The following is a 14,054-nucleotide window of genomic DNA, read 5'->3' on the forward strand; positions in this document are numbered from 1 at the left end:
ATTTTCACAAAGATAGTTGTTGTATACAACTTTTAGGGTAAAAAAAGCAAAACCTGATGTTTATTAATAAGATTTTAAGACTTATCCCATCTAATTTAAGCGAGTGTTCAGTGAAATTGTCTTTATCCCAAATTCATCCAACAAAAAAAGGACTATTAAAAATAGTCCCGATATATTGTTAAAGTATGTCAACGGTTATGAATGTCCAAAACCGATGTTTCCTTTTTTATCAGATAATTTTCTTTTGAAATCAATCATTCTTAAAGCTGTTACTGCTGCCTCTACACCTTTATTTCCAAGGTCTCCGCCGCTTCTTGCAATAGATTGCTCTTTGGTATCATCTGTCAGTACACAGAAGATCGTAGGGGTATCGGTCATGATGTTACAATCCTTGATTCCTTGTGCTACAGCAGAACAAACATAATCGAAGTGAGGGGTTTCTCCACGAATCACACATCCGATAGAAATTACAGCGTCGTATTTTCTTTCTTTGCAAAGCTGCATGCTTGCATAGCTTAATTCAAAAGCTCCGGGAACAGGGAAAAGCTTAATGTTCTCTGCCTTTACACCTTCTTTTTCAAGAATTTCTAAAGCTGCATCACGAAGATTGTATGTTACAAAATCATTCCACTCAGAAAAAACAATGCCGATAGAAAAATCTTCGGCATTAGTTATATGAAGTGGCTTGTAATCGGAAAGATTAACTGTTGCCATTTTTTAGTAATATTTAGTCATTTCAATGTAAGAATCAGACATTCCGTTGTCATAATCCTGGTATTTCTCATCAATTACTGAGAAGTATTTTTTAGCATCTGCATCTTTCTTTAATCCTAGCGCTACGATACCTGCTTTTCTTGTAAAGAAATAAGTAGTATAAGGATCATCAGAAGCAGTAGCTGCCTTGTCTAATAATGATAAAGCTTCGTCGTTTTTGTTCAATCCTGATTTTGCATCAGCCATAGCTCCATATTTCATAGCCATTAGCGTTTTGTTGTCAGAAGAGAATTTATCTAAAAGATCGTAAGCTTCCTGGAATTTTCCCTCTTTGAATTTCAGTAAACCAGCGTTGTAAGCAGATAGCTGCCCGATGCTTGTTCCTGAATATTCATTAGAAGTTCCGATGAAACCTGGGTTTGCAGCAGATTTTCCTCCTAAAGCTTCTGCGTTTTTATTTTCTGTAAGGTTTTTCTGAGCAGCAAGGAAGCTTTTTACAGCTTCAGCATTTTTAGGCGCAACTACAAATTGCTTATATCCGAAGAATCCTAAAACTCCTAAAACTAAAACTCCAAAAATAATCCCTAAAGGTTTTGAATATTTTTCAAGAAATCTCTCAGTGTTTAAGGCCTCTCTGTCAAGGTCTTTAAAGAACTCAACCGTTTCTTTACCTTCTTGCTCATTCTGAGCATTCTTTCCCAATTTTGCCATAAGTTTTTAAAAATTGAATTGCAAATTTAATTGTTTCTTAGAGATTTACAAAATACTTTATTGGTATTATTATTTAAATGTTGAGAATTTGTTCTTATTTCTTATAAAAACGCTTCGACTCTGCTCTGCTTGACATTTTTAAACCTATAGTTTTTATTGTGATTGTCATGCTGAGCAGAGTCAAAGCATATTTTTATTCTGAATTTTAATATTCTAAAATGTGGTATACCTCTGCACCAAACTTTTTTAGTTTTTCGTTGCCATTAAGACCTGTTAGCCCAATCAGGAAACTAAATTGAGAAACAGTAGCACCTTGTTTTTCTACTAATTTAGCAGCAGCTTCGGTTGTTCCTCCTGTTGCTAAAAGATCATCATGGATTAGTACTCTTTGTCCTGGTTTTATCTGTCCTTCACGGGTTTCGATAATGGCACTTCCATATTCCAGGTCATATTTTTCTGAAATAATGGGTGGTGGAAGCTTTCCTGCTTTTCTGATTAAGATAAAAGGAACCTCCAACGCTACAGCAATCGCAATTCCAAAAAGATAACCCCGGCTTTCTATTCCGCATACTGCATCTACTTTTCCTTTACTGAAGGCAGCAAGGTCTGCAATGACATCTTCATAAAGTTTTGGATTTAAAAAAATGGGTGAAATATCTTTAAACTGAATTCCTGGAATAGGAAAGTCGGGAATATTTTCAATTGTTTCTTCTAGTCTTTTGATTAATTCTGCTGAAGCCATTTATGGGTTTATTTTATAACTGGAAATTTTCCAGTCTCCGTTTACATTTTTAAGTCCGAAAGTTACTTTTAATGAAGTAGTTTTTCCGTTTTTATCCGTTACATCATAAGTAGCGTTTACACTAGCTCCATTAGGATTAGTTGCACTTGTTGTAATATTTTTTACACTTACATTTTTCACCGCTCCAAAACCAGAGTTAGGGTTAGAGAATGATTCATAACTTCCCCAGCTTGGATTATTGGACGTTTCATAAGCCGCTTTTAAATTCTGAGAACTTACACTGTTCAGGAACTTGCTTACTGTATTTTTAGGATCTGCAGTCGGTTGTTTTGGAGTAGCCGGAGCTGTAGGGGTTACTGTACTTGGATCCGTTGTAGTAGGTGGAGTAGTGGTACCCGGATTATTAGGATCTACTACCGCGCTTGGTTGCTGTGGTACTGCCGTTGTATCTGCTTTTGGAACCGCAGGAACTTTTAGGGCTGCAGCATTTACATCCAATCCGATTTTAGACATTTTGAATGTCTTTGCCGTTGTTTTTACAGAAACAGTGATATCAATTTTGTTATCTACTACTTTTGAAGCCGGAATAGAGGAGAACTTAAGATTGAATCCTTTAAAATTATTATCCTGCATCAGGTTTTTAGCGGTGGAAAGTCTTACTCCATTGCTGAAAACTTCTAATGTAGCTTCCAAACCTGCTCCGGTAAACGATACAGGATTTCCTGCTGCATCTACTAATCTTGGAACGATCTGGATGGAGGTTGGTGCACCGTTTCCATCATCACCTGTTGGTCTGGTTACGAGGCTTAATGCTCCCGCTTTAACGTCATTAGGGTCACTTTCCTTAGCTTTATCATCTCCAAAGATATTCATTTCACCTAATGATGGTGGGGAAGAACTAGCCCATTCAATTCCGTTTTTCTGTGCAACTTCATCCGCTAAGGTCATGATTTCAGGAACTTTTTTCCCATTAATCAGTTTTCCAAGAGCTTTTAGCTCATTCACATCCCCATCAGCTTCCACTCCAAATGTTTTAAGGATATAAAGAGCTTCATTAAACTTAATTTGCTTAATGGTTGGTAGGCTGGAAGTCATATCATTGATACTTGACTGCAGCGTTTTAGTATTCGTAGCATCTACATGATCTTTCTTACATGCTGTAAAAAGCAACAGACTGAAAACAAGTAGAAAAGAAAACTTTTTCATTTTTATTTGGTTTGTTGCAAATTTACTAAAACCTTTATTAATAGTAGATTTTATTTTTTGTTTTGTTTTTCCTGGAGATCCTATTGGAAATAGTTGCTGAAATAACTACTATATTTTGAACATAAAAAAAGACTGATCGTTTAAACAATCAGTCTTTTAGGTTTTTATTGTGTTACAAGTCCTTAGAAAGGATACTCATAAATTTCAGATTCGTGTAAGAATGGGTTTCCTGTAGGAATCAACTTTAATTTAGATAAAGCTGTTAATACAGTAAACATAAATAATCCTGCTACAAATAAAACAGCTCCTGCTATTAATAGGAATACCTCTGGAGTGTTCCAATAAGGACCTACCGTTCCAGGCATTACCATATTGAAGTAATCTAAAAGGTGACCTAAAATAACTACAACAGCCATAGTAGTAACTACTTTGTAGTTTCTCTTAATGCTGCTACTTACTAATACCAATAGAGGTAATAAGAAGTTGACAATTAGCATTGGAAGGAACGTTGTTCCATAGTGCTGGAATCTTCCGAAGAAGTAGTTAACCTCTTCTGGTACGTTTGCATACCAATATAGCATGAACTGTGCGAACCATGTATATGTCCAAAGCATACTTGTAGCGAAAAGGAATACTCCTAAATCGTGTAAGTGGTTATCATTGAACTGTGGTAAGAAACCATTTTTCTTAAGATAAACACTTAATAAAATGATTACAGCAATACCACTTGAAAGACAGCTAACCATTGAATACCAGATATACATTGTAGAGTACCAGTGCGGGTCAATAGACATTAACCAGTCCCAAGCCCAAGCTGCAGATGCAAACCCGAAGAATACAATATATCCTACAGCCCATCTGTAAAGCATTTGATACTCAACTTTTGAATTCGTGTCATCTACTTTCTTAGACTGAGCTTTCAGTTTCCATGCAAAGAATGAAGCGCCTATTACATAAATAAGTGTTCTGATGGCATAGAAAGGAATATTTAAGAATCTTTTCTTTTCAAATAAAATCACGTCAAAATGTGCAGATTCTGGATCTGTTAAATCCGGATCCATCCAGTGGAATAAGTGACCTTGGTGAAAAATATTCAATAACATAATTATTACTAGAATAGCTCCTCCATAAGGAATATAAGAAGCAATAGCCTCCATTACTCTTGTAATGATAATTGGCCATCCTGCATGCGCTGCATGTTGAATACAGTAGAAAAATAATACTGCACAACTTACTCCGAAGAAAAATACAGCTACGAAATGTATGGATGCTAAAGGCGAATTATGAACCTGCATTGTCGCATGCTCTAAATGAGCGTTGTGATCCTGAGGTCCTACCATTTCACTTGAGTGTGTAGGAGCAGTATGACCAGAAGCATGAACAGCTTCCATCATGTGTTCTATTTTCTCAGTAGAAATTCCTTTGTTCAAAAAGAAACCAATACCGAAAAGAACTAAACCTACAACAAGAAGTATTATAGAAGTTGATTTTAATTTTGGTGAAAAACTATACATTTCTTTTCTTATTTTTTAGTTTCAGTAGTCGTTTCAGTTGCTGGTGCTGCGGCTGCCGGTGCTGCTGCGCCTTTTTTGAAAGCACTCATCACATACATTGCCACTCTCCATCTATCACCAGGGTTTAGCTGTCCAGCATAAGATCCCATCGCGTTTCTACCGTTTGTTAATACATAATGAACAGACCCTACAGTAATTTCTCTGTCAGCATAGTTTGGTACTCCAGAGAATGCCCCTGTTTGTACAATTGGTCCTTGTCCGTCACCTCCTGTTCCGTGACATGCAGCACAAGTGTGATCAAACAATACTTTTCCTCTTTCAATGTCCTTCGCTGCATTAGCTGGGTTTAGAGGAGAAGCTGTTAGTTTTTTAGAAGCATCATACCCCGCGTTGTACTCGTCAACATTCTTTGGTTTTAGACCTTCTTCAAAAATACCATCCTTATTTTGTGCTACTGATCCTTCTACTGGAGAAAGACCTGTTGCCCCGTTATTTTTAACAAAAGCAGGAATTTCATTTTCATGATCTGAATATGCATCCTGAGCCTTCATCAATGGATCATAAGCTACCGGAAAATACATGTCCGGGAAATATACCAACGGAGTATTCTCCTTTGGTCCGCAAGAGTTAAGCAAAACTGTTGTTAAACCTAAAACTGCTGTAATTCTTAATACATTCTTTTTCATTTTAAGCATCTTTAACAGTTATTTCTTCAACTCCAGTTTCAATTAGCAACTGCTTTACAGACTCTACATCTTCAGTTACGAATTCCATCATGAATTTATCATCAGTAGTTCTCGGATCTGGGTTCTGAGCTGGAGCTCCCGGATACATTTTGTTTCTAACTAAGAAAGTTAAAGACATCATGTGAGCAGCACAGAATACCATTAATTCGAACATTGGAACTACGAATGCCGGCATGTTGTGTGCCCAGTCAAACGCTGGTTTACCACCAATATTCTGAGGCCAGTCATGGTTCATTACATACCAGGTAACCGTAGCACCGATAGTAACACCATAAAGAGCATATAGAAAAGCAGCATCAGAAATTCTGGTTTTCTTTAACCCTAAAGCTTTGTCTAGTCCGTGAACCGGAAACGGAGTATAAACTTCGTTTATTGCGATTCCTTTATCGTTGAATGCTTTAACGCCGTTCATTAAATCGTCGTCGTCAGCATAAAGTCCGTATACAATTTTAGTGGTGCTCATCTCCTTCTTTTGCTTTATAAGTTTCACCTGAAATTTTCAGAATCGATTTTAATTCAGCCTGTGCAATTACAGGGAATGTTCTTGCGTATAGTAAGAATAATACAGAGAAGAATCCGATTGTTCCTAAGTATACACCCACATCAATGATCGTTGGTTTAAACATAGTCCAAGATCCTGGTAAGTAGTCTCTAGAAAGGTTGATAACGATGATATCAAAACGCTCAAACCACATACCGATGTTAATAATTAATGCAACAATGAATGTCCAGATAATATTTGTTCTCGCTTTTTTGAACCAGAACGATGCAGGAATAACAAGGTTACAGATAATTAATGACCAAAATGCCCACCAGTAAGGTCCTACTGCTGCACCTGGTGAAAGGTATGTAAAGTCTTCAAATCTTGATCCAGAATACCATCCGATGAAATATTCAGTAGCATAAGCTACCGTTACCATACCACCTGTTAAAACAATTACAATGTTCATAATTTCGATATGGTACATCGTAATATATTCTTCTAAGTGACACACTTTTCTAGCAATTAACAATAGTGTCTGTACCATTGCAAATCCTGAGAAGATCGCCCCAGCAACGAAGTAAGGAGGATAGATCGTTGAGTGCCATCCTTTAATTACTGAAGTCGCGAAGTCAAAAGATACGGTAGTGTGTACCGAGAATACAAGTGGAGTTGCCAACCCTGCAAGAACCAAAGAAAGTTCTTCAAATCTTTGCCAGTGTTTTGCTTTACCACCCCAACCGAATGCAAGGAATGTATAAATCTTCTTAGTCCAAGGAGTTTTCGCTCTATCTCTGATCATTGCAAAGTCAGGGATTAGTCCCATGAACCAGAATACAGTTGATACTGAGAAATACGTAGAGATCGCAAATACGTCCCAAAGTAGAGGAGAGTTGAAGTTCCCCCAAAGAGAACCGAATTGGTTTGGTAATGGGAATACCCAATATCCAACCCAAACTCTACCCATGTGAATTACAGGGAAGATTGCTGCCTGTACAACCGCAAAGATCGTCATCGCCTCTGCAGATCTGTTTACAGACATTCTCCATCTCTGTCTAAATAATAATAATACTGCTGAGATTAGGGTTCCGGCGTGACCGATACCTACCCACCATACGAAGTTGGTAATATCCCAACCCCAGTTAATAGTTCTGTTAAGCCCCCATGATCCAATACCTGTCCCGATAGTATAAGCGATACATCCGAATCCATAGATGAATAGAACTAAGGCTGCGTATAATGAAATCCACCATAATTTACCTGCTCTTTCTTCGATAGGTCGTGCAATATCCTCTGTGATATCGTGATAAGTTTTGTGACCAATAATTAGAGGTTCCCTTATCGGAGCTTCGTAATGTCCTGACATTTTTTACCTATTTATTATTTAAACTTTATTTTTCTACTCTGTTTCTTACTTTAGTGTGATAGAACACGTTTGGCTTGGTTCCGATCTCCTCTAGTAAATAATATCTTCTGTTGCTAGAATATAAATCTCTAACTTCAGACTCTTTATCATTCATGTCTCCGAAAGTCATTGACCCTGTAGAACAAGCAGCAGCACAAGCACAAGAATTTTTGAACTCAGCATCTGTTACTTTTCTATTCTCTCTCTTCGCTGCCAAAATGGTAGCTTGAGTTTCTTGGATACACAATGAACATTTCTCCATTACCCCTCTAGTTCTTACAACTACGTCTGGGTTAAGTACCATTCTTCCTAAATCATTGTTCATGTTGAAATCGAACTTGTCATTTAGGTTATAAGTAAACCAGTTGAAACGTCTTACTTTGTATGGACAGTTGTTTGCACAATATCTGGTACCGATACATCTGTTGTAAGCCATATGGTTTTGACCTTGCTTACCGTGTGAAGTAGCCGCTACCGGACATACTGTTTCACATGGAGCGTGGTTACAGTGTTGACACATTACTGGTTGGAAGATTACATCTGGATTATCAGCTGGGTGATTTAATGCCCCTCCGTCTCCGAATGCAGTACCATACAATTCAGGTACAGCCATTCCTTCTTTTAATCCTTCGTATACTTCTACTTTCTGTCTTGAAGAATAATAACGGTCAATTCTTAACCAATACATATCTCTAGACATTCTTACTTCTTCTTTACCTACTACAGGAACGTTGTTCTCAGCCTGACAAGCAATTACACAAGCTCCACAACCTGTACAAGAGTTCAAGTCGATAGATAAGTTGAAGTGAGGACCATCAGTATCATCAAATGCATCCCAAAGGTCAATTTTTCTTGCTGGAAGAGCTCCACTGATCGTGTGGTATTCCAAAGGCTTGTTCCATCCTTTGTGCTCATCATCAAAAGGAACATTAATGAATTCAGCCAAAGGAACTTCCTTCGCGATTTCATAACGACCCATCAATGTATTTTGAAGCTGGATACCTGCAAATTCGTGATCTTCTCCTGTCTTTTCAATTTTAACCCCTGAAAGAGCAAGGTTAGAACCGTCAAATAAAGGATAAGCATTTACCCCTGTATCTGCAGTTGCTCCTGAATTCTTTTTACCATAACCAAGGGCAAGACCTACAGATCCTTCTGCCTGACCAGGTTGAATAAATACAGGAACGTCTTTTATTGTTACTCCATTTACAGTAAGGTTTACAATAGAACCATCTAGCTGCATTCTCGCGTTAAGATCATTGTCAATTGCAAATTTCTCTGCATCTTTAGGAGAAATTGTCAAGTAGTTATCCCAAGACATTCTTGTCAATGGATCTGGCAATTCTTGTAACCAAGGGTTGTTTGCCTGAGTACCATCTCCCATTGAAGTCTTAGTATATAATACCAATTCTAATTCAGAAGCTTTAAAGTTTCCTAGTTCAGCAACAGCTTGAGCAGCGTTTCCACCAGTGTATGCTAATGTTGTTGAATTATTAGAAGTACTGATACCATTATACAATGCTTTGTTGAAAGAAGTACCCCCTAGGATAGAAGCTGAGCTAGCTTTTAAATAATCGTAGTAATTGTTTGCTGCATTGTTTTTACCATTCTTCCAAACCAATAGAGACTCTTCAATCTGTCTTGATTTGTAGATTTTTTGGATCGTAGGCTGCATCAATGAATATACTCCAGTCTGAGGTTCAATATCTCCCCAAGACTCTAACCAGTTTGCAACCGGAATTACAGCTTTCGCTGCTTTGTACATTTCATTTTTCTTATCGGCTACAGCAACTACATAAGAAACTTTAGATAAAGATTTTTTGAAATCTTCTCCTTTTGGATGAGAGTAGATAGGGTCTACGTTGTTTGTAATTAATACTCCAACCTGACCTGCATTTACCCATCCTAAGAATTCCTGATATCTTGCTTTATCAAATTCTTTTAGGAAGTTTGCTTTACCAGTGAAAGCTACTGAACCTAATTTTTGGTTGATTAAGTGTGCTAAAACCTGTGCTCCTTTAGAACCATCAGCTAAAACAACAGCTTTGCTGCCTTTTGCTTTCAGTTCATTAGCAATTTCAGTAGCAGTCTTGTCTGAAGTACCACCACCTACAATTGCATTATAAACTTCAACTAAAGTTTTGTTTACAGCACTTGGCTTTAATCTGTATCTTGAATCAGAGTTAGCTCCGGTTAATGACATGTTTGATTCTACCTGAATGTGTCTCAACATGTTTGGACCTGGCTTTCTAGCCGCTGCGTAAGATGTTTCTAAGCTTGAAGCATTATAATCTCCTAAGAAATCAGCGTGGAAAGAAACTACCAATTCAGAACCTTTAAGGTCATAAACAGGCAATGCTCTCTGTCCGAATACTTCCTGCGCTGCATCTAATGCTGCAGAGTATGGGAAAGCATCATACGTTACTAATTCTGCTGTAGGGTATTTTGCTTTAAATTCACCAAATAGCTTTTTGAAAGTAGGTGAAGCAAAAGAGTGTGATAAAAGCACAATCTTTTTACCTGACGCTTTAGCTTCTTCTAAACCTTTAAGAACAAAACTGTCTACTTTATCGAAAGTTTCATCTTTACCGTCTAGTTTAGGCTGCTTTACTTTATCATTATCATAAAGAGAAAGTACACTTGCCTGAGCTCTTGCGTTAGTTTTACCTAAATCACCAGCAGCTGGGTTTGGATCAATTTTGATGGGTCTACCTTCACGAGTCTTTACTAAAACACTAGCGAAATCGAATCCGTCAAAATATGTTGATGCATAATAATTAGGAACCCCTGGAATAATATCGTGTGGTTTTACCACGTAAGGGATTGTTTTGATTACCGGAGCTTCACAGGCAGCTAATGTTACTGCTGCCGTAGAGAATCCTAGTAATTTAAGGAAATCTCTTCTTGAAGTACTTGATCCGTTTGTCTCAGCATCTCCAAGGAAATCTTCTACCGGAATTTCTTCCTGAAACTCTTTCTGAGCCAGCTTATTATTTAAAGCAGGATCTTTAAGTTCATGAATACTTCTGAATTGTATTTTGTTTGAAGCCATTTATACTTCTAATTTTTTAGTTATTAATAATGACATTTACCACACTCAAGACCTCCAATTGCATCTACAGTGATCTTACCTCCATCTTGTGGATATTGTTTTTTCAACTTGTCGTGTAGATTTTTGAAGTACTCTTTATTATAACCGTTGTTCATATCAACCTCAGTTGTTCTGTGACATTCAATACACCATCCCATAGTAAAGTCGTTAGCCATCTGAACAACATTCATTGTATCAATTTTACCGTGACAAGCCTTACATACAACATCAATTTTGTTGTTAGGGTTCTTTTTGTTGAAAGAATTGATGATCGCTTGTTCACCTGCTACTACGTGCTGAGAGTGGTTGAAGTAAACGAAATCTGGCATGTTGTGGATTCTTGTCCATTCAACCGGCTGTGTTTTTCCTGTATACTGTTGTTTTGCAGGATCCCAACCTGTTGCAGCGTAGATCTTCTGGATTTCTCCATCATAGAATGCCTTGTCTTTTCCTGGCTCCATGTAGTGATCTGCGTTGTATTCAGAAATTGTTCTGTGACAGTTCATACAAACGTTCATAGAAGGAATTTCAGATACTTTTCCGTATTTAGCACTAGAGTGACATAATTGACAGTCAATTTTCTGTTCTCCAGCGTGGATTTTGTGAGAGAAGTAGATAGGCTGCTCAGGCTTATACCCTTTGTAAACCCCGATCCACATTAACCAGTTCCAAACTCCGTAAGCAGCAAGAATAGCAAGAATAGCTATTATACCTTTTCCTACATAGTGGAACTTCTCATACATTTCCTTGAACGAACGAACTCTCGTTTCGTTAAGCCCTGTCAATTCTTCAGATTGGCCTAGTTTCACTAATTGTCTTAGTTTAACCAAGATCCAAACCAATAAACCAGCGATGGCTAATAGGGAAATGATTACAATGTTTGTTGTGCTTTTGTCTGCAGGAGCTGCCGCATCAGCGCCAGGTGCAGGAGTGGCTTCCGTCTTTTTTTCTTCCGGAGCCGGAGGATTAGTAGTGAAAGCTAAAATGTCATCAATATCCTTCTCCGTAAGGTTAGGAAACTGTAACATTTCAGTTTTATTATACTTTTCAAAAATTTCATTGGCGTATTTATCCCCAGAAGCTCTTAGAGCTTTGTTGTCTTTAATCCACTTGTGAAGCCAATCTCTGTCTACACCACCTTCTGTCTTTACACGTTCTACAACCCCCTTTAATGGTGGTCCTATTACTTGCTTGTCCAGCGCGTGACATGCAGTACAATTCGCTTTGAAAAGTTTCTCTCCGTTTTTAGGATCGCCGTCTTGCCCGTAAAATGAAGCACTGGTTGATAGCAATAAGCCTATTGCGATCAACGTTTTTTTATAATGCTTTCTCCAACTAATCATTTAAATTATCTTATGTTAGTAAATTATTGAAACATATCAATTCCGCAAAAATAATATTTTTAACAGAAATTTAACGGCATATAGAAAGGGGAAAATATCATTTACGTTTAATTTGTATTGATTCTAAATAACTCGTTTGGTATAGTTTTTTAATTTGTATAAATTTGCGGAAACAAGTTTAAATGAGAAATTTGATCAAAATATTTTCGATATTATCATTGTTTGGTTTTTATAGTATTGAAGCCCAGCAGGTTGTTAAAAAAGATACGCTTTCAGGAACGGAGCTTGTCATCACTATGGATTCCAAAATAAATGCTGCTTTGGAAGGAGTTGAAGATAAATGTTCAAAGGTTGCTGTCAATAATCCCATTAAAGATTATAGTAATAATGACTTGGGCATTTCTTCGGGAACAAATACAAAGCCTAATAAGATTTATGTGCCGAATAGGGAATTGACTAATGCCGAAATTTGTAGAAAAAATCCTAGAATTTTAGGGTACAAAATTCAAATAACAACGGTAAAAAGTAATGAAGAAGCTAATGAAGTGAAGTCTTATTTCAGAAAAAGATTTCCTAACCTTAAAGTGGAAACAGATGCTTCTTTAAGACCTAATTATAAAATCTTAGCCGGAAGTTATTTCACTAAGCAAAGTGCAGCTAGTGATCTTTCAAGAGTGAGAGAGTATTTCAAATCTGCAGTTGCGGTTCAGTACAGAATTTTCTGTGCAGAAGCAAAGTAACTGAAAACTTTAAAATATAAAAGCCGAGAATATTCTCGGCTTTTTTTATTGATAATAGGTTTGTAAAAACCAAAAGAATTCTGACATTCTGAATAAATTATTTGAGAGTAAATACACGAGTAATATACTGACAACCAATGTTAAAAAGGCAATTGTTTTTGCAGAGGATCTGTAGGCATAGAATAGCCAGCCAATAAGTAATGGATAGACAAAAACAAAGTGTCCGCCATAGATATATGAAGTGTGAAGTCCAAATCTCATCATGCAATGAATGAAAATATCAAATAGGAAAGAAATCATGATGACTTGAACCCATTTGTTTTTAAAATTCTTTACATAACTCCAACTTATCAGTATCAATAATAGAATGATGAAGATATAAGGAAATACTGATGAGTAGAGGTCCATATAAAGACCTTTGAAATTAAAACCCTTCATATTGTGCTTATCTGAAAGAATGAAGCTGGGAAGCAAAATATTCCCTCCATAAAAGAAAGAAAGAATCATGTCCCAAGTTGGCATAGATTCTACGTTGGAGAACTTTTCGTATTGTTGATTTGTCTTTGAGAAAATGTTCTGGTATTTGAAATCAATCCTATAGAGGTAAAGCAATGCGTATATGACAATGGCAATTGCACCTCTTAAAATGGCGCTTCCTAGTTTTTTCCAGTCTTTAAAAAGATTTTTTTCAAAGAATATCGGAATGAAAACTTTTGCAATGTTTGTGATAGTAAGCCCTCCAATGGTAATACTTGCCGCCGAAAGCGCTGCTGCTGGTATTTTTTCTTCCTTTTTGAGTTTTATTGCTGCATAATGGTTATACAATGAAAGTAAAAATAGGGTATATGTAAAGTTTTCAGGAGTAAATGAAAGAATAATGTTGGTAGAAAAGATTCCAAAAAATAAAGTAATCAAAAGACTGTAAGGTAATGGAAGCCTGATAATGTTCTTGAGGTATTTGAAAATCTGAACAATATTTAAGGTAATAATGATGTTGCTGAGCCATGCCAGGGTTAGTCTAAAAGTCATATCCATCTTTCCACCTGAAATTAATAAACAAAATTCTCTGATACAATTGAAAAAATAATAGGATAAGGGGTGCCTTTCAAAACTGCCTCCTGTCATTAGGATAGATTTGTTGTCAAAACTGAAATAGGCATCCCAAGGAATTCTGCTGTCGAATATAATTCTGTAGTGTATCGCAATATAAGAACCAAGAATTCCGTAGCAGGTGATGAAGAACAGGAATACACTTAGTTCTGTATAAGAAGATGGAAAAACCAACCTTAAAAAGTTGACAAATTTTGTTTTGATAAATGACACGTGTCTTATTTTTTTGCAAAAGTAAAATAAAAAACCAC

Annotated in this window: 12 protein-coding genes; 1 reads left to right on the forward strand and 11 read right to left on the reverse strand. The window is 36.8% G+C overall.

The genetic code is table 11. From position 1 onward, the window contains the following. Nucleotides 1-195 precede the first annotated feature (195 nt). The 10 genes from ribH to EL260_RS01700 form a co-directional block, all read right to left on the reverse strand. Nucleotides 196-714, reverse strand: a complete 519-nt coding sequence (gene ribH / locus EL260_RS01655; protein WP_123858559.1) for a 6,7-dimethyl-8-ribityllumazine synthase — start codon at nucleotides 712-714, stop codon at nucleotides 196-198. A gap of 3 nt (nucleotides 715-717) precedes the next feature. Then, the gene (locus EL260_RS01660) at nucleotides 718-1,425 is read right to left on the reverse strand and encodes a YfgM family protein (RefSeq protein WP_123858560.1); all 708 of its coding nucleotides are present in this window, start codon (nucleotides 1,423-1,425) and stop codon (nucleotides 718-720) included. Between the two features lie 205 nt (nucleotides 1,426-1,630). After that, nucleotides 1,631-2,167, reverse strand: a complete 537-nt coding sequence (locus EL260_RS01665) for an adenine phosphoribosyltransferase (RefSeq protein WP_123858561.1) — start codon at nucleotides 2,165-2,167, stop codon at nucleotides 1,631-1,633. Then, on the reverse strand, nucleotides 2,168-3,373 hold the full coding sequence (locus tag EL260_RS01670) for a hypothetical protein (protein ID WP_123858562.1): 1,206 nt from the start codon (nucleotides 3,371-3,373) through the stop codon (nucleotides 2,168-2,170). Between the two features lie 182 nt (nucleotides 3,374-3,555). Beyond that, nucleotides 3,556-4,887, reverse strand: coding sequence for a quinol:cytochrome C oxidoreductase (locus tag EL260_RS01675; RefSeq protein WP_123858563.1), 1,332 nt, complete (start codon nucleotides 4,885-4,887; stop codon nucleotides 3,556-3,558). Between the two features lie 8 nt (nucleotides 4,888-4,895). After that, a complete protein-coding gene (locus tag EL260_RS01680) occupies nucleotides 4,896-5,582 on the reverse strand; it encodes a c-type cytochrome (protein WP_123858564.1) in 687 nt (228 codons plus the stop codon). Continuing rightward, the gene (locus tag EL260_RS01685; RefSeq protein WP_047376185.1) at nucleotides 5,575-6,096 is read right to left on the reverse strand and encodes a DUF3341 domain-containing protein; all 522 of its coding nucleotides are present in this window, start codon (nucleotides 6,094-6,096) and stop codon (nucleotides 5,575-5,577) included. Before EL260_RS01685 ends, EL260_RS01680 begins: the two co-directional genes overlap by 8 nt. Continuing rightward, entirely contained in the window at nucleotides 6,083-7,480 is a 1,398-nt protein-coding gene (gene nrfD / locus EL260_RS01690; RefSeq protein ID WP_123858565.1) for an NrfD/PsrC family molybdoenzyme membrane anchor subunit, read from the reverse strand. Before nrfD ends, EL260_RS01685 begins: the two co-directional genes overlap by 14 nt. 25 nt (nucleotides 7,481-7,505) lie before the next feature. Further along, nucleotides 7,506-10,571, reverse strand: a complete 3,066-nt coding sequence (locus EL260_RS01695) for a TAT-variant-translocated molybdopterin oxidoreductase (RefSeq protein WP_123858566.1) — start codon at nucleotides 10,569-10,571, stop codon at nucleotides 7,506-7,508. Between the two features lie 23 nt (nucleotides 10,572-10,594). Then, nucleotides 10,595-11,953, reverse strand: a complete 1,359-nt coding sequence (locus EL260_RS01700) for a c-type cytochrome (protein WP_123858567.1) — start codon at nucleotides 11,951-11,953, stop codon at nucleotides 10,595-10,597. A 182-nt stretch (nucleotides 11,954-12,135) separates the two neighbouring features. Here EL260_RS01700 and EL260_RS01705 point away from each other — a divergent pair, with 182 nt between their 5' ends. Further along, on the forward strand, nucleotides 12,136-12,693 hold the full coding sequence (locus EL260_RS01705) for an SPOR domain-containing protein (protein WP_123858568.1): 558 nt from the start codon (nucleotides 12,136-12,138) through the stop codon (nucleotides 12,691-12,693). Nucleotides 12,694-12,738: 45 nt separating this feature from the next. Here the strand turns inward: EL260_RS01705 and EL260_RS01710 are convergent, their stop codons facing one another. Further along, a complete protein-coding gene (locus EL260_RS01710) occupies nucleotides 12,739-14,016 on the reverse strand; it encodes a DUF6080 domain-containing protein (protein WP_228445269.1) in 1,278 nt (425 codons plus the stop codon). Between the last annotated feature and the right edge of the window lie 38 nt (nucleotides 14,017-14,054).

It is taken from the genome of Chryseobacterium nakagawai, from assembly GCF_900637665.1.
Lineage (GTDB): Bacteria > Bacteroidota > Bacteroidia > Flavobacteriales > Weeksellaceae > Chryseobacterium > Chryseobacterium nakagawai.